At 54.9% G+C, this 17,092-nt stretch carries 16 protein-coding genes and 1 pseudogene; 8 read left to right on the top strand and 9 right to left on the bottom strand.

What is annotated here, in order from left to right:
* From ACILP4_RS09180 to ACILP4_RS09165, 4 genes and pseudogenes are all read right to left on the bottom strand, one after another.
* Positions 1-96, bottom strand: a pseudogene (locus tag ACILP4_RS09180) (ferredoxin); the annotation flags it as partial.
* Positions 97-200: 104 nt separating this feature from the next.
* A complete protein-coding gene (locus ACILP4_RS09175) occupies positions 201-449 on the bottom strand; it encodes an RNA-binding S4 domain-containing protein (RefSeq protein ID WP_395620420.1) in 249 nt (82 codons plus the stop codon).
* Positions 450-464: 15 nt separating this feature from the next.
* Positions 465-3,257, bottom strand: coding sequence for a helicase-related protein (locus tag ACILP4_RS09170; protein WP_395620419.1), 2,793 nt, complete (start codon positions 3,255-3,257; stop codon positions 465-467).
* 8 nt (positions 3,258-3,265) lie between these two features.
* Positions 3,266-4,501: an NAD(P)/FAD-dependent oxidoreductase gene (locus ACILP4_RS09165; protein ID WP_395620418.1), complete on the bottom strand. Its 1,236-nt coding sequence runs from the start codon at positions 4,499-4,501 to the stop codon at positions 3,266-3,268.
* A 109-nt stretch (positions 4,502-4,610) separates the two neighbouring features.
* Here ACILP4_RS09165 and ACILP4_RS09160 point away from each other — a divergent pair, with 109 nt between their 5' ends.
* The 4 genes from ACILP4_RS09160 to ACILP4_RS09145 all read left to right on the top strand — a co-directional run bounded on the left by ACILP4_RS09160 (position 4,611) and on the right by ACILP4_RS09145 (position 8,981).
* A complete protein-coding gene (locus ACILP4_RS09160) occupies positions 4,611-5,777 on the top strand; it encodes an isovaleryl-CoA dehydrogenase (protein WP_395620417.1) in 1,167 nt (388 codons plus the stop codon).
* Between the two features lie 22 nt (positions 5,778-5,799).
* Positions 5,800-6,537 carry a gamma-glutamyl-gamma-aminobutyrate hydrolase family protein gene (locus tag ACILP4_RS09155; RefSeq protein ID WP_395620416.1) on the top strand — a complete coding sequence of 246 codons (738 nt, stop codon included), beginning with the start codon at positions 5,800-5,802 and terminating at the stop codon, positions 6,535-6,537.
* Positions 6,538-6,705: 168 nt separating this feature from the next.
* Positions 6,706-8,097 (top strand): aspartate aminotransferase family protein, encoded by a 1,392-nt coding sequence (locus tag ACILP4_RS09150; RefSeq protein WP_395620415.1) that lies wholly within the window; start codon positions 6,706-6,708, stop codon positions 8,095-8,097.
* 80 nt (positions 8,098-8,177) lie between these two features.
* Entirely contained in the window at positions 8,178-8,981 is an 804-nt protein-coding gene (locus tag ACILP4_RS09145; RefSeq protein WP_395620414.1) for an FKBP-type peptidyl-prolyl cis-trans isomerase, read from the top strand.
* A gap of 14 nt (positions 8,982-8,995) precedes the next feature.
* Here the strand turns inward: ACILP4_RS09145 and ACILP4_RS09140 are convergent, their stop codons facing one another.
* From ACILP4_RS09140 to ACILP4_RS09120, 5 genes are all read right to left on the bottom strand, one after another.
* Positions 8,996-10,126: an ABC transporter ATP-binding protein gene (locus ACILP4_RS09140; RefSeq protein WP_395620413.1), complete on the bottom strand. Its 1,131-nt coding sequence runs from the start codon at positions 10,124-10,126 to the stop codon at positions 8,996-8,998.
* 30 nt (positions 10,127-10,156) lie between these two features.
* Entirely contained in the window at positions 10,157-10,993 is an 837-nt protein-coding gene (locus ACILP4_RS09135; protein WP_395620412.1) for an ABC transporter permease, read from the bottom strand.
* Positions 10,993-11,907, bottom strand: coding sequence for an ABC transporter permease (locus tag ACILP4_RS09130; protein WP_395620411.1), 915 nt, complete (start codon positions 11,905-11,907; stop codon positions 10,993-10,995). The genes ACILP4_RS09135 and ACILP4_RS09130 overlap by 1 nt, the downstream gene beginning before the upstream one ends.
* Before the next feature lie 3 nt (positions 11,908-11,910).
* Positions 11,911-13,020, bottom strand: coding sequence for a PotD/PotF family extracellular solute-binding protein (locus ACILP4_RS09125; RefSeq protein ID WP_395620422.1), 1,110 nt, complete (start codon positions 13,018-13,020; stop codon positions 11,911-11,913).
* A 138-nt stretch (positions 13,021-13,158) separates the two neighbouring features.
* Positions 13,159-14,361: a serine hydrolase domain-containing protein gene (locus ACILP4_RS09120; RefSeq protein ID WP_395620410.1), complete on the bottom strand. Its 1,203-nt coding sequence runs from the start codon at positions 14,359-14,361 to the stop codon at positions 13,159-13,161.
* 256 nt (positions 14,362-14,617) lie between these two features.
* Here ACILP4_RS09120 and ACILP4_RS09115 point away from each other — a divergent pair, with 256 nt between their 5' ends.
* From ACILP4_RS09115 to ACILP4_RS09100, 4 genes are all read left to right on the top strand, one after another.
* Positions 14,618-15,226, top strand: coding sequence for a LemA family protein (locus ACILP4_RS09115; RefSeq protein ID WP_395620409.1), 609 nt, complete (start codon positions 14,618-14,620; stop codon positions 15,224-15,226).
* 21 nt (positions 15,227-15,247) lie between these two features.
* Positions 15,248-16,021 carry a TPM domain-containing protein gene (locus tag ACILP4_RS09110; RefSeq protein ID WP_395620408.1) on the top strand — a complete coding sequence of 258 codons (774 nt, stop codon included), beginning with the start codon at positions 15,248-15,250 and terminating at the stop codon, positions 16,019-16,021.
* 17 nt (positions 16,022-16,038) lie between these two features.
* Complete coding sequence (locus ACILP4_RS09105; RefSeq protein WP_395620421.1) at positions 16,039-16,722, top strand: TPM domain-containing protein; 684 nt, start codon at positions 16,039-16,041, stop codon at positions 16,720-16,722.
* Positions 16,722-17,092: NUDIX hydrolase (locus ACILP4_RS09100; protein ID WP_395620407.1), on the top strand; the 371-nt coding region annotated here is incomplete at its 3' end. The genes ACILP4_RS09105 and ACILP4_RS09100, both read left to right, overlap by 1 nt.

Here is a 17,092-nt window from a genome sequence, read left to right as displayed (position 1 = left end):
CATATTGTCGCCTTCATAAAAGCAATCCACCGGACACACTTCAACGCAGTCCATATATTTGCAGCGGATGCAGGCATCGGTAACGACATAAGTCACTTGCGGAAATCTCCTAAACGCAGCGGCGAAGTGGCCGCTTCGCTTTGCTGCCTATTGCGAGGCGCAGGGGGAAGTCAACGGTGGAATGCAACTGTCCGTCATATTTAATCCATAAGCTGATAACAAAACGCTGCCTCACAAGCCGGACCGCGCCGGACTGGCATCAACATTAGCTTGAACGTAAACACAGCGTCGCCAATGGGCAGCGTGATGACATCGCCGATAGCGATGGGCAGGCTAGCCTTTTCCACGCGGCGGCCGTTGACGCGGATATGCCCAGTCTCCGCCCAAACTTGGGCAAGAGTCCGACTCTTGGCAAATCGCAGAAAGAACAGAAGTTTGTCGATCCGCAACTTCGCCCCGGCCGATTAGAGCTTAAGGCCCTTTAGTGCCGCCAATTGCAACGCGAGGGATGATGGTTGTGCACTTTGCTTTGCAACAACCGGTGCGCGCTCCGGCTTAGCCTTTGGTTTACCCGTTGCTGGGGATGTCTGGCGTTGCGGCTTGGCGCGCGGCTGACGCTGTTCAGGCGGGCGTGGTTTTGGCAGACCAACCCAGCGCCAATGCGTCAGGATGATAGCTTGCGGCTCGGCTGCTAGCGGCGCGGCAGCGTCTGGGGCAATCGCCTCAACTTCAGCAGATGCTGACATTTCTGTGACCTCTGCATCGGGTAATGGAGCGGTTTCTGCCGCAACGGCCTCAGTTACTTCAGAAACGATTTCAGCGATGACTTCAGCCTCCGTCTGCGGCTGAGGTTCCGGCGCCTGCTCCGCAGGGCGGAAGCCTGCGTCGCGCATCAGGGCCTTCAACCCGGCTTCGCTGATGCCCAACGACGTCGCGAACGCCATGTCCATAGCAAACAAATTGCCCTGCCCGCGCGCTTCATGCGCTTTTTTGATAACCCGTTCCGCCAAGTCAATGCGGACATATTCATCACCGATCCTGCGATATCCTGCGTTGCGTGCTTCAGAGGCATTGGCAAAATTCCAAGCCTTCAAATGCACGGCGCTTTCTGGAGGAAGTTCTGGCATTGCGCGGTTGTCGCGCGCCGCAAATAATGCTGCACGCCATCTGGCCGCCGCTGGCTTCAGCGCGGCATGATGATAGATATCGAGCGCGCCAAAGACGATGCCACCCTTTCGCGCAGCGCCGCGGGCTTCCTTGGGCAATGCAGCAATCGCATCGGCCAAATAATGCCGACCCGCAATACCCCCTTCATCCGCCAATCGCACTGCAAGCGCGCGGACATTGCCGTCGACATCTGCTTGCTGGGCAAGTTCCAATAGCCCAACTATGCCGCCCATGGCTTTGGCCAATTGCGTTGCAATCCAGCTTTCGGCGCGGGTTGTAATTTCGCGCAACGCGTCGCCTTCAAGGCCAGCGACAGCCTTTACTGGCGAAAATGCTGGTTGAAGCAGTGTACGCCCCTTGGACAGCGCGCCCAATATTTCGCCCTGCCAGAAAATGGCGGGCTTGCCCTCTCCATCCGCTGCGAGCGAGAATTCGCTGTCCTGTGCCATGCTTACGTCCTTTGCCTTTTGTCTCAAATATGCCGCCAAATGCCGTTCGGCGGCAGCTAATAACAACTTACGGTCACTTGCTTTGGCCGCCGGGTCAACCCGAAAGGCAAAGCCCTGTAAAGTACCAATGTCTTCTCCATCGACCAAAACATGTGTGTCGGCTTGAATCTCCACGGGCAACAAACCCACGTCCGTCGCATTTTTCCGCAATAGCATCGATGTGCGTTTATCTACAAATCGCTGGCGTAATGCATCGTGCAACGCGTCCGATAATTTTTCCTCTAACGCACGTGCACGCTCCGCCATGGCGGGCGGATTGGTCAACCAATCGCTGCGATGGGCGATATAGGTCCATGTTCGCACCGCCGCGATACGTGCCGAGAGCGTATCAACATCGCCTTGGATGTTATCCAGCCGCGCAAGTTCACTGGCATAGACGCTTTGCGGGATGACGCGGTCATTTTGCCCCAGATATTGCCACAGCGACGCAACAAAGCGGCTGTGATGCTCCTCACCCATTTGCCGAAAATCGGGCAGGCAAGCGACTTCCCACAGGCGCGCAACATCCACTTGATGACGGATCAGCGCTTTCACATCGGGCATTTCGGCCAAACGCTTAAGCACCAACAAGTCAATTGCCTTGGGCGCTGGCAATAACCCTGGGCGATGCGGCTTCTTTTCCAAATCCGCGATCAAAGTCGCGATATCGTTAAAGCGTGGCTTGGCCTCACGCCAATACAACCAGTCCAGACGCGGAAAACTGTGCCCCTCAATCGCCAACACTTCTTCAGGCGTGAATTCACTGCCCTCGCCCGCTAACGTCCCAAAACTCCCATCTCGCTGATGCCGGCCAGCACGACCTGCGATTTGCGCCATTTCCGCGACCGTTAGGCGTCGGCGGCGAGAGCCATCGAATTTGGACAGGCTAACAAATGCGACGTGCGCGACATCTAGGTTCAACCCCATGCCAATGGCATCGGTCGCAACGAGATAATCCACCTCGCCCGATTGGAACATCGCGACCTGCGCATTACGCGTACGCGGGGACAATGCCCCCATCACCACCGCAGCGCCGCCGCGCATACGGCGCAAAGTTTCTGCCACCGCATAAACTTGCTCGATTGAAAAGGCGACGATTGCGGACCGTTTGGGCAAGCGCGAAAGCTTTTTTGCGCCAGCATAACTCAATGTTGAAAAACGCGGACGGGAGATGATTTCAGCATCGGGTAACAAAGATCGGATAATCGGGCGGAGGCTTTCCGAGCCCAGGATCATCGTTTCCTCCCGCCCGCGCGCATGCAATATCCGGTCGGTGAAAATATGTCCCCGTTCAGGGTCGGCACCCAATTGCGCTTCGTCTATCGCGACGAAGGCAAACTCCTTCTGAATGGGCATGCTTTCAACGGTGCAGCAATACCACCGGGCTTGCGGCGGTTCGATCCGTTCCTCGCCCGTGATTAACGCAACATTCTGCACGCCTTTCATGGCGACAACGCGGTCGTAAATTTCCCGCGCTAATAAGCGCAGCGGAAACCCTATCATTCCACTGGAATGCGCGCACATCCGCTCCACGGCGAGGTGGGTTTTGCCGGTGTTGGTTGGGCCTAAAATGGCCGTGAGGGCGGAACGGACTGGGGGCAAAATTTACTTCAGTTGGCCATCAAAGCTGCAGCGAGTTCCTTCAATGGCACGTTGGTATCGGCCAACTGTTCAGCCGTAGGCGACAGACCGTCGGTCACGAATAAGCGGCCCTGGACATAGTCCTTAGTCGCGTTGACACAATCAAGGGCAATGACTTTATTGGCCTTCAGATAGACCACAGAAAAACTGCGGGTGTCCGGGTCGCCGCGCAAAACCGCGGCATCATAACCGGCGCTGATGCCCACAGTCTGCAGGCGCAAATCATATTGGTTAGACCAGAACCATGGCACCGCATGATAGGGCGTCAATTCATTGGTCAGGCTTTTGGCGACGGCATTGGCCATATCATTGGCGTTCTGCACCGATTCAACGCGCATGATGTTGCCGCCCGCAAAATCATTCGCGTGCGCCGCGCAGTCACCAATGGCAAAAATATCGGGCAATGACGTCCGGCAGTAAGCGTCAACATCAACACCTGCGCCTCCAGCTGCGCCCGCAGCAAGCAAAGGCGCAACAGCGGGGACGATACCAATGCCGACAATAACCATTTGCGCAGGGATTACTTCTCCATCAGCCAAAAGCACGCCGGTGACAAAATCTTCCCCCTCTATGCCACTGATTTCCACACCCAAGCGCACATCCACGCCATGCGCGCGATGCTCGGCCTCGTAAAAGCGCGATAGGGGCTCGCCAGCAACCCGCGCCAGTACGCGATCCATCGCCTCCAGCACTGTTACCTTCTTGCCCATTTTGCGCAGCACCGCCGCCGCCTCAAGCCCGATATATCCGCCGCCCACAATCGCAACCTCGGCCACATCGTCGAGACCACCAAGCATCCCGTCAACGTCAGCGCGGGTGCGAACCACATGCATACCCGGCAGATTGCTGCCCTCAACCGGCAGTTGGCGTGGACTGCCGCCAGTCGCCCAAATCATGCTGCCATAGGAAATGACCGCCCCGTCAGACAAGGTAACCGCATGGGCAGATGAATCGACAGCGTCCACGCGCATGCCTAACAGCATATCGACGCCGCGCTCCGTCCAAAAAGCGGCTGGCCGGATCATGATACGTTCAAACACCTTCTCACCCGCGAAATAGTCTTTCGACAAAGGCGGGCGCTCATAGGGATATTCAGGTTCAGCGTTCACCACGCCGATGCTGCCCTCATATTTGGCCTGCCGTAACGCAATTGCTGCTTGTGCGCCGCCATGGCCGCCACCCACAATAAGAATATCATAATGCATCAGAGAAGATTCGCTCGCTTAACCAACATCCGATGAGCGGTAAGCAAAAGGTCGCCCACTGGCTAGTCCTATGCTTGCAGCACATGCAATTAACTGTCAGAGTAAGTCTATGACAAGCATGACATTAGACTTTGCCCTCGGCGATAATGCCGACATGATCCGCGAAACAACAAAGCGTTTCGCAACCTACAAAATAGCGCCGCTTGCGGCCAAGATTGACGCAGATGACTGGTTCCCACGGAATGAACTTTGGCCCGCCATGGGCGAACTTGGTTTACATGGAATTACCGTGGATGCGGCCGATGGCGGCCTCGGCTTGGGCTATTTGGAACATGTTGTCGCGGTCGAAGAAGTAAGCCGCGCCTCTGCCTCTATTGGATTGTCCTATGGCGCGCATTCCAACTTGTGCGTGAACCAGATCGCGCGCTGGGCAACTCCAGAGCAAAAAGCAAAATATCTGCCAAAGCTGATTTCCGGCGAACATGTTGGTAGCCTTGCCATGTCCGAGACCGGCGCAGGCTCAGACGTTGTTTCAATGAAGCTAAAGGCCGAAGCGGTTCAAGGAGGTTATATACTGAACGGCACAAAATTTTGGATCACCAATGCGCCTTATGCCGACACTTTGGTGGTCTATGCCAAGACCGCGCCAGAGGCATCTTCGCGCGGTATCTCCGCGTTTCTGATTGAAAAGGACATGGAGGGTTTTTCCATTGGCCAGAAAATCGATAAAGTCGGGATGCGCGGTTCGCCAACGGCAGAATTGGTGTTCAATGATTGCTTCGTATCCGACGAACAGATGATGGGCCCGTTGCATGGCGGCGTTGGCGTATTGATGTCCGGTCTGGATTATGAGCGCGTCGTGCTCGCTGGGCTTCAGCTTGGCGTGATGCAGGCCTGCTTGGATGTAGTTCTGCCTTATGTGCGCGAACGCAAGCAATTCGGTAAGCCCATTGGCAGTTTTCAACTGATGCAGGCCAAGGTCGCCGACATGTATGTCGCGCTCAATTCCGCCCGCAGCTATGTCTACAATGTAGCGCGTGCATGTGACGCGGGGCAGACTACCCGCTTTGACGCGGCAGGCGCCATCTTGCTCGCCAGTGAAAGCGCGGTGAAGGTCGCTGGTGAGGCTATTCAGGCCCTTGGCGGCGCTGGCTATACCAAGGATTGGCCGGTTGAGCGCTATTGGCGCGATGCCAAATTGCTCGACATTGGTGCGGGCACAAATGAAATTCGGCGGATGCTGATTGGCCGGGAGCTAATTGGAGCGGCAGGATGAGCGCGTTGGTCGGTAGCCTTTTATGACAGCACGTCCTGTTCTGGGTGTTATCGCCTGCAACCGCATGGTCGGCCGCGAAGTCGCCCAAGCCGTCATGAATCGTTATATTCGCGCGGCCATGACCTATGCCGATGTTGCGGCGTTGATCATCCCTTCCCTACCCGACCTAATGACCGCGGCAGAGGTCGCGCCGCGCATAGACGGCATTTTGCTAACGGGAAGTCCATCGAACGTCGCAACCCGGCTTTATGGGGAAGAAGGCGGCGACGGACCCTATGATGATGGTCGCGATGAGATTGCCATGTCGATGGTCGACCGCATGATCGATGCGCAAAAGCCGGTATTTGGCATTTGCCGGGGTTTTCAGGAAATCAACGTCGCTTTGGGAGGAAGCTTACGCCGCGACACCAGCGCGAGCGATACGTTGATCCGTCACCATGCTCCTGATGATGCCTCCTTCGACGCGATGTTTGACCACCGCCATGCGGTCGATCTTACCGAAGGCGGCATATTGGAGGGCGCTTATGCCAAAAGCGCCTTGAACGTAAACTCGGTCCATTATCAAGGAATTGGCCGTTTGGCAGACGGCCTGCATATCGAAGCCCGCGCGCCAGATGGCTTGGTGGAGGCCTATAGCGCACGGCCCAACGGCGCTCCTTTGCTCGCAGTGCAATGGCACCCCGAATGGGGCACGGAAAATGATCCGGATTCGCAAACCTATTTCCACCTTTTGGGAAAAGCGCTAAGAGGCGAATTGTGAACACAAAAGTGACCCGATTTAATCGCTATCAAGCGCGGATAGGCTTTTCGCCCTGATACATCGTCACCTCAGCCAATGCTGGGGTCCATCGTGCGTCTCGGATCAATCCGCGAGACCTAATAGGCGCCAGCCTATGCTGGTGCGACGACAAAATAGAGGGACATAGATATGCCACGCAATTACGACATCGCCGAACTCCGCCGTTTGGACATCGCCCACCATCTGCCCGCGCAAGCCGACTGGCAGGAAATCGAGGATCTGGGCGGTAGCCGGATCATCACCCATGCCGAAGGCTGCTACATTCACGATGGCGACGGTAACCGCATATTAGACGGCATGGCTGGCCTGTGGTGCGTCAATGTCGGCTATGGCCGTGACGAACTCGCCGAAGTCGCGCGCGAACAAATGCTTGAGCTGCCTTATTATAACAGCTTTTTCAAAACCGCGAACGCGCCTGCAATCATGCTGGCTGACAAGATTGCCAGCCTGACAGGTGGCCGCTTGCCGCATGTATTTTTCAACAGCTCCGGCTCGGAAGCAAATGACACTATTCTTCGCATGGTCCGCCATTATTGGCAGGTGAAGGGCGAACATAGCCGTACCGTCATCATCAGCCGCCATAATGCCTATCATGGCTCAACCGTCGCGGGCGTCAGCATGGGCGGGATGAAGGCGATGCACGGCCAAGGCTTCCCCGCACCGGGTATCTTGCCAATGGCTGGCATCGAGCATGTGCGCCAGCCTTATTGGTATAATGAAGGCCGTGACATGACGGCGGAGGATTTCGGCACTGCATGCGCGCAGGCGATTGAAGACAAGATTTTAGAAGTCGGCCCTAAAAATGTCGCGGCTTTCATTAGCGAACCTGTGCAAGGTGCGGGTGGCGTGATCATCCCGCCTGCCAATTACTGGCCGCAGGTGGAGGCGATTTGCCGCAAATATGGAATTTTATTGGTCTGTGATGAGGTCATCTGCGGCTTTGGGCGTACAGGTAACATGTGGGGCCATGAAACCATGGGCATCCATCCAGACATGATCGCGATGGCCAAGGGGCTGTCGTCGGGATATCTGCCCATCTCCGCCGTGGCGGTCAGTGCGGAAATCGTTAAAGTGATCAAAACGGGCGGCGACTTCGTCCATGGCTACACTTATTCGGGTCACCCGGTCGCGTCGGCCGTTGCCTTGCGCAACATCGAAATCATGGAACGCGAAGGCTTGGTCGAAAAAGTCCGCAATGAAACTGGGCCATATCTTGCCAAAGCGCTGGCACCCTTGCGTGACCATCCGCTGGTTGGTGAAGCGCGCTCCGTTGGCTTGCTTGGTGCGATTGAGGTTGTTGCGGACAAGGCAACAGGCGCGCGCTTTGGCGGTGCAGAGGGTACAGCAGGGCCGCTCGTCCGCGATATCTGTATCCGCAACGGCCTTATGGTGCGCGGCATCCGCGACAGCATCGTCATGTGCCCGCCGCTCATTATAACGCCTGCTCAAATTGATGAGCTGGTCGGCATTATTCGCAAGTCGCTTGATGAGGCGGAGCCAAAATTGCGGGCGATTGGATAAGGACAAAAAAGAAACCGTGGTGCATCACCACGGTTTCTTCTAGCTATACCAACCGCATCCAATCTTTACCGAGAGCTTTTATGAATTCACCGTTGATCAAACGCGCCTTTGTTACGGCTGCCCTCACCCCCGCTCTGCTCTTGGTATTTGCGCCTGCTCCAGCAGCGGCGCAAGCTGCGGCAAAGCCACAGCCTCTTATTCTCAGCTGTAATGTCAAAACGCCGGAGGGCCTGTCCTACACCGTCATCAGGCCAGGCAAAGGCGAACGGCCAAATGCCGGATCCAAGGTTACCGTGAATTATAAAGGCATGTTGACCACAGACGGCACCGAATTTGATTCCGGCCAAGCGGCCCAATTCCCCGTTGGCGGCGTCATTCCCGGATTTGCGCAGGGCCTGCAATTGATGCAGACTGGCGGCAGCTACCGCCTCTGCATCCCCGCGGCCCTTGGCTATGGTGCAGCGGGCACGGGCCCTATCCCGGCCAACGCCGATTTGGTGTTTGAGGTTGATCTGCTCGCTTTCACCAACCCACCACCAAAACCAGTCATTCCGGTTGCCGAACGGACATGCAGTCAAACCACTGCGTCCGGTCTCGGATTTGAAATCGTGAAGGCCGCCGCTGGCAAAAAGCCAGCCGATGGCGACATGGCTCTTGTCGACTTCACCATCTTTGATGCCAATACTGGCATCGTTGAGCAAAAGCGCGAATGGGAAAAAATCCCGTTGAACCAGGCTTCACCGATTTTCAGCGAAAGCCTGAAAATGATGGCTACAGGTTCAACGTACCGCTTTTGCATGCCTAAAACCGCAGACGGATCACCAGAAAGCAACATTATCGTCACGCTGATCGATCTGCGGCCGGCACCGACTGCCGAAAATTGATTTCGTCAATAAGCTTAACTCAACAATACGACCGGACTGTCGGCACGCCAGTGCATGCTGACCTTGTCATCCCATGTGAAATCTTCTTGGTCATGGCGGGACAGGTTCGGACGGCTGACGCGGATGATTTGGCCGCCCTCAAGTTGAATATCATAGAGCGTAATGTCGCCAAGATAGCTCATCCCCTTAATCGTACCGCGCGCGAGATTATGGCCGTCTGGCGCGTCTTGGGCCGCAGCGCGGACGGCCTTCCCTTTACCGGGAACGTGCAAATAAATCTTTTCGGGCCGCAAAGCGATCCAGACATCGGCGCCATGTGGGCCGGTAACACCGTGGTTGAGATATACCTTGCCAAGGCCCGGACACTCAACCGCCGCCTTATCGGGCTCATCCAGCGTCAACTTGCCTTCAAATATGTTCACGGAGCCCACAAAGTCGGCGACGAAACGATTGGCGGGATATTCGTAAAGATCCGATGGCGGCGCCAGTTGCGCGACTTCGCCTTTATTGATCACGGCAACACGGCTTGCCATCGACAATGCCTCGTCTTGGTCATGCGTGACGGTCACGAAAGTGATTCCAACCTTGTCCTGCAAGTCCGCCAGTTCGAACTGCATTTGCGCACGCAGCTTGGCATCAAGCGCGGAAAGCGGCTCATCCAGCAACAATACCTTTGGCCGCATCACCAAGCTGCGAGCAAGTGCAACACGCTGCCGCTGCCCACCTGACATTTGGTCGGGCATCCGATCTTCAAATCCGCCTAGTTTCACCAGCTCAAGTGCTTCGGCCACGCGATCGCGAATCTCGCCTTTCGGTACGCCCGATATGCGCAAGCCATAGCCGACATTATCGGTCACGTTCATATGCGGGAAAACGGCGTAGCTTTGGAACACCATATTCACGGGCCGCTTGTTCGGCGGAACAAGGCTCATATCCTGCCCATCGATCAGGATTTGCCCCTCGGTCGGCAATTCAAACCCGGCGATCATCCGCAACAAAGTCGTCTTGCCGCAACCCGACGGCCCAAGCAAAACGAAGAATTCACCTGCGCGAATATCCAGACTAATATTATCGACTGCCGTCACCTTGCCAAAGCGTTTGGACACGTTGCGGATTTGGATGATGGGTACTTTGGTTTCGGTCATATCAGTGTTCCGTAGGCGGCGGTTCGCATCTCAATGGGCATCAGATATGCCCTTCACACCCTGATATTTCAGGGCGATGAAGGTCAGCGCGACCGTGAGGATGATGAGGATGGTTGATGCGGCGTTGACCTCTGGCGTCACTGAAAAGCGGACCATCGAATAGACCTTTACCGGAAAGGTAATCGTGTCGGGGCCGCTGGTGAAAAAGGTGATGACGAAATCGTCGAGGCTGAGTGTGAAAGCGAGCAATGCGCCTGCCACTAAAGACGGCTTTAGATGCGGCAGCAGGACATCACGAAACGCCTGCCACTCCGTCGCGCCAAGATCCTTTGCGGCCTCTTCCTCTTCCTTATTGAAACTCGCCAACCGCGCGCGCACGACCATGGCAACAAAAGGAAAGCAGAAGGTTATATGCGCAATAGTAATCGCAGACAGGTTGAGCGGCCATGGCAGGTCGGTTGGCCAGTCGATTTTGGCAAAGAAGATCAAAAACGCGACGCCCAGACAGATTTCAGGAACGATGATCGGCAAGGACATTGTGCCTTCCACCAGCCCCTTGAACGGAAAGCGAAAGCGCCAGAGCATGACCGCAGCTAGCGTTCCGATAATCAGGCTGATGATCGTCGCGAAAAACGCGATGGTAAGCGAATTGACCATCGCTTCGACGAGGCTGTCGTTGTTCAGCGCCTTTTCATAATATTTGAGCGTAAAACCTTTCCACACGACATTGCGCTTGCTGTCGTTGAAGCTGAAAACCATCAAGACAATGAGCGGCGCATAAAGGAACAGCATGGTCATCCCAACCCAACTGCGCATCCAAAGCTTGCGGGTATATTCAAGCGGGGCGATGGCGGTGCGGTTAAACATCAGCGCGCCTCCTTCACTTTGTTCGACCGCATGGATTGCAGCGCAATCAAAATAAACATCGCGTAGATCAGCAGGAAAGACAAAGCCGCGCCAAACGGCCAGTCATTGGCGCGCTTGAATTGCCGTTCAATCACATTTGCGATCATCTGGCTATCGGTGCCACCCATCAAATCGGGCGTCAGATACGCCCCCAAAGCCGGGATCAGCGTGATCATCACGCCCGCAACAATGCCCGGCGCGGCGAGCGGCACCACGACTTGCATAAAGGTTTTGAAATGGCCTGCACCTAAATCAAGGCTGGCCTCAATCAGGCTTTTGTCCAGCCGGTCGAGCGCGGAATATAAGGGCAAAACCATGAAGGGTAGATGGACGTAGACCAGCCCCAATACGACGGCAAAATTATTGTAGAGCAACTGTACGGGCGTCCATGCCTCAAGCGGTTGCATGCCCACCAACGTGCGCAACCAGCTTGCGCCTTCCCACAGCCCGCCTAGTCCCTGGTTCATATAGCCGTTGGTGCCCATCAACGCCATCAGCGCATAAGTGCGGATCAACAAGTTGGTCCAAAAGGGCAGCATGATACCAAGCAGCAGCCAAGGCCGCCATTTCGGCGCTGCAAAGGTAATTGCCATCGCCACCGGAAAGCCAATGATAAGGCAAATCAATGTGGTGAGCGCGGCCACCGCAAGACTTTTGAGGAAGATCGAAAGATACAACCACTCAGTCGCGCGTTTGTAATTGTCGAGCGTACCAGAAAAATCAATGTCGGCTGGACCGGCATTCTGCCCAAAGCTGTAAAGCCAAACGATGGTCATGGGCGCGATGAAGAACAGGGCAAGCCAGAACACCGGTGCCGACGCAACGGCAGCAAAAGGCTTCCTCTGGCTTTTCCAGTCCTGTAACGGCCCTGACATCAATTAAGCCGCCCGTACGCGAGTAAACGCCTCCTCATATTTCGGCTGCAGCTCTGGATTGAATTTGGCATATTCGCATTTCGCCAAAACCGCTGCGGGCGGGAAAATGACCTGATTATTTTTATAATCATCAGGCATCAGCGCCTTTGCCGCATCATTTGGCGTTGGATAGAGGATCGTTTCGGTAATCTTCTTACCTGCTTCAGCATCCAGCAAATAGTTAATGAAAGCATGCGCATTTTTCGGATGCGGCGCACCCTTTGGAATGCATAGATTGTCCGAGTTCAACTGGCTGCCTTCCTTCGGAATGACAAAACCAATATCCGGGTCTTCCGCCATAATCTGTGCAATATCGCCATTATATTCAAGCACCAGATCGACCTCGCCCTTCAGCAACAGATCCTGCCCATTATCTTCATGGAAGGATTTGATGTTTGCCTTTTGCTTGATCATCATCGCTTCAATCATTTTGATATCAGCGTCAGTTAGGCCGTTGACCGATTTGCCCATATACTTGCCGTATAGCCGGAACATGTCGCCAGCTTCGGACAGCACAGCAATGCGCCCCTTATACTCGTCACTGTCAAACAGGACTTTCCAGCTATCAGGAACTGATTTTACCTTCGACTTGCGATATCCAATGCCAAGCGCAAGCCATGTGTACGGCATCGAATATTTCCGCGCCGGATCATATGGCACATCCTGATAATCAGCCGCGACATTCTTGAAATTGGGGATCTGCGCCTTGTCGAGTTCAAGCAGCATATCCGCTGCGGCCATGCGCTCTACAAAGTCGTTGGACGGCACGATAACGTCATAGCCTGGGTTACCAGCACGCAACTTGGCAAATAATTCGTCATTGCTGGCGAACAAAGTCATGTTCACGTCAACGCCCGCTTTGCTCTTGTAGTCTTCTAAGGTGGTCTCACCAATATAAGTGTCCCAGTTATAAAAGTTCAGCTTCGCCTCTTCGCCATTGGCAAGCTGTGCCGCTTCTTTCTCGCCGCATCCAGCGAGCGCGCCCGTTAATGAAAGTCCGACAGCCGCAACGCCCATGCCCTTCAGCATCGCGCGCCGATTGCTGCCTGCGTGCAAAAATGTTTTGAAATCCATCATTGTTCTCCCGCTGAAACCATTGCCGTGATTTGGATATGCTGGACTAATATCCCAACTAAGAAAAGCCCCTTTTTTCCAAGCCTTGCGGCGCAACTTAATTACGATAGATCGCAATTACTTTGCACCGCACCATAATTATTTAGCGCGCGACATCGCTTCTGCATCGACCGCCGCTTGAACAGCTTTGTAAAAGGCCTCCCGTTGCACACCGACCGTATTGGGATCAGTTGCCTTTGGCCAATTGCTGTTCGACGCGATTATGAGGTTGCGTTTGGGGTCAATGAAGATGCCCTGCCCAAAAATACCTTGGGCTGCGTAACTGCCATCGTCATAGGTCCACCATTGATAGCCATAGCCTTTACCCGGCATGCCGATATCCGCTTGCTTGCTCGTTGCCGGCGCAATCCAGTTGTCGGGCAAGATGCTTGCGCCGTTGGCCTTCGCTCCGCCGAGCATGAACATACCAAAACGTGCGTAATCGCGCGTTGATGCCTGAATGCAGCAGCCGCTAATCTCGTGCCCGCTCGCGCCCAATAGCCAGCTTGCATCCTGCTCCATACCAAATGGGGCCCATAATTTTTCCGATAAATAGGCGGACAAGGTCTTCTTTGTGGCGGAACTGACCAACACGCCAATCAAATTGGTTTCGCCGGTTTTGTAGACCCATTTTGTGCCAGCAGGTGCCTCACGCGGCAGATTGCGCATATAGCTGACGGTTACGTCCATACCGTTTTCGGCCTTGTGTGCATTGAACAAGGCAACGTCAGACTTGGGGTCTTCATAATCCTCATTCCATTTGACGCCGGACGTCATCGTCAACAATTGCGCGATAGTGACGTCATCATAAGCAGATCCTTTCAGATCGGGAATATAGGCCGAAACCTTGTCATCGATGCTTTTGATATAGCCATCCTTTATCGCCGCACCGACCAAGGTCGAGGTGAAGGATTTTGCAACGGAAAAGCTCGTCCATTTGCCCTCCGGACCAAAATCGAGACCATATTTTTCCATCCGCACTTTGCCATCATGAATGATGACCAACCCTGCGGTGCGCTGCGCCTTCATATAGGCGTCGACATCGGTTGCGATTGTCAGCGGTGTGCCTTTGGGCAAAGGATATACCGTGTCGCCTTTGGCAATCACATTGGCTTTGGCAAGAATAGGGATTCGGTCCATCGTGCGAAACGCGGCGTCGCGTTGCTCTATGCTCCAGAACAGCACGTTAGCGTCCGTCGGCAGGCTGGACAGAAGCGCTTTCATATCCTTGTCTGCGCTGACCCAAAAACCGCCCGCTGCTGATGCTATGACCAACAAAACTCCGAATAACCATTTTTTCATCCTGCTCCCCCTAATGTCATGTCTTGATGTAGGCGGATTGCGCAACATCGCCGCACCCGCCTTTCTATCACCTTGCGCAATACATCAGACAACGGCGCCAAAGCGAAGCAAATTTATCACCAAAGCCAGTTGGTAAAATTCATTGCGCAAACAACAGCAGTCATTGCGAAAGACCAAGGCGCGCCTTATGTATATAACACACGCCCGTTAAAAGGCAGTATTTCTAGGCAATTTGCCAAGTGGAGGAACTCGTTAGATGCGTAAAACTTATTTGAAATTTCTTCTGGTGCCCGTTGCTGCAGCTTCATTGGCCGGATGCGGTATCAACAGTGTTCCAACGGCTGAGGAAAATGCCAAGGCAAAGTGGGCTGATGTGCAAGCCGCGTTTCAAGAGCGCGCTAACCTCATTCCTAACCTAGCCAATATCGTCAAAGGCGCGGCCGCGCAGGAAAATAAGACCCTGACGGAAGTCATACAGGCGCGTGCACAAGCCACTTCGCCCAGCATTCAGGTCAACCCTAGCGATTTGAACGACCCTGCGAAAATGGCGGCGTTTCAGAGGGCACAAAATCAATTATCGGGTAGCTTGTCCCGCTTGCTGGTTTCGGTCGAGCAATATCCGCAGTTAAAAAGCCAGGAAGGCTATTTGAAATTGCAGGACCAATTGGAAGGTCAGGAAAACCGCGTGCGCATTACGCTGCGCGATTATAATGAAGCGGTGCGTGGGTATAATACCACCATTCGCACATTCCCCGACATAATTGGCGCAAAGATCATCCATGGCGCAAAGCCGATGGTTCCGTATCAGGCCACCACACAAGGTGCCGAGACCGCACCAACGCTGGATATGGCACCCGCCACATAATGCCCATTTGGGGAGTATCACATGCATAAGGCCCTTGGCCTGCTGATCGCGCTGCTGCTGGTCTTTTCGGGCCAAGCAGCAGTTGCGCAGGATTTTCCGAAACTGACCGGACGTGTGGTCGACCAAGCAGATCTGCTTGATCCGCAACAGGAAGCTGCGCTCACGGCCAAATTGGCCGGGCTGGAAACCCGCACCCAGCGCCAATTGGTGGTGGCAATGCTGAACAGCCTCGAAGGCTATGAGATTTCCGATTATGGCTATCGGCTTGGTCGGGAATGGGCACTGGGTCAGGATGGCAAAGGCGAGACCGAAAAGGACAATGGCGCAATCCTCATCATTGCCCCCAATGAACGCAAAATGCGTATTGAGGTGGGTTATGGCTTAGAACCCGTGCTGACGGATGGTCTGTCCTCGACGATCATTCGCAACGACATCACGCCGCGCTTTAAGGACGGTGATTTTGTTGGCGGCATCAATGCGGGCGTGGATCGCATTGTCACGCAACTCGAACTCCCCGCCGACGAGGCGGCCAAGATTGCCAGCGCGGCGCAGCAACCCCGTGAGCGCGATGAAGGCGGTCCACTGGGAGCGATTATCTTTGTGCTCTTTCTCATCTTCTTCGTATTTCTACCGATGATCCGTTCCATGAATGGTGGCGGGCGCAAACATCGGCGCGGCGGCATAGCTCCAGTGATCATCTGGGGCGGCGGCAGTGGCTTTGGCGGCGGCGGCTTTGGTGGTTTTAGTGGCGGAGGCGGAAGCTTCGGCGGCGGCGGTGCTTCGGGCGGTTGGTAGGATAAAGCGATATGACCATGTATAAAATCAGCCATATGACCGCCGCCGACCATGCCTTGGTGACAGCAGCGGTTGCCGACGCGGAGCAGCACACGAGCGGCGAAATCGTCACCATAGTAAATGACCTGTCGGACCATTATGAAGATGTCCGCATGGCCTGGGCTAGCGCCGTTGCGTTCATTGCCTTGGCGACTTACGCGACCTTTCCCGATTTTTACATGAGCCTGATTAATGGCCTATTGGGTGGATGGGGCCATGAATATACGACGGGGGAATTTACTGCATTACTGTTGACCGCAGTCGCGCTGAAATGGATCGGCACATGGTTCATCCTGAAATGGATACCTTTGCGTTTGGCGCTCACGCCCAAAGCTATAAAGCTAGCCCGCGTCCGTCGCCGCGCGATCAGTCTGTTCAAGGTCGGAACCGAGTCCAAGACATTAGGCCGGACAGGTATTTTATTATATCTGTCGATGAAAGAGCATCGTGCGGAAATAGTCGCTGACGAAGCCATCGCATCCAAGGTTGCGCCAGAAGTTTGGGGTGACGCAATGGTTGCCTTGCTGAATCACGTGAAGGCCGGAAATCCCGGCGCTGGCGTTGCGGCAGCGGTGGCGCAAATGGGCGTCGTTTTGGCCGAGCATTTCCCCAAGGGCAGCGAAAATCCTAACGAGCTACCCGATAGGCTCATAGAATTATGATGGAAGCAGACGAGGTGGAAACCGTGATGTGGCAAGGGCGCTTCATCACGGCGAAAACGCGGGGAAAATGGGAATATGTCAGCCGCGCCCGCGGCATCAAGGCGGCGGTTATCCTGGCGATGGAGGATGATCATGTCCTGCTGGTCGAACAATATCGCGTTCCGCTTCGTGCGAATTGTATTGAATTGCCTGCGGGCCTAATTGGCGACCATGAAGAGGGTGAAGACACGTTGGTGTCCGCTGCCCGAGAGCTTGAGGAAGAAACTGGCTATCGTGCCGACCATTTGGAAATCATGGGCGAGTATTTCTCGTCACCCGGCATGGTTAGCGAGAGCTTCTCGCTCGTCCGCGCGCATGGCCTGACAAAAGT

This window comes from Sphingorhabdus sp., assembly GCF_044239045.1.
In the GTDB taxonomy this organism is placed as follows: domain Bacteria; phylum Pseudomonadota; class Alphaproteobacteria; order Sphingomonadales; family Sphingomonadaceae; genus Sphingorhabdus_B.
Note: the sequence above shows the minus strand (reverse complement) of the source record. Positions and strands in the feature narration are given on the sequence as shown.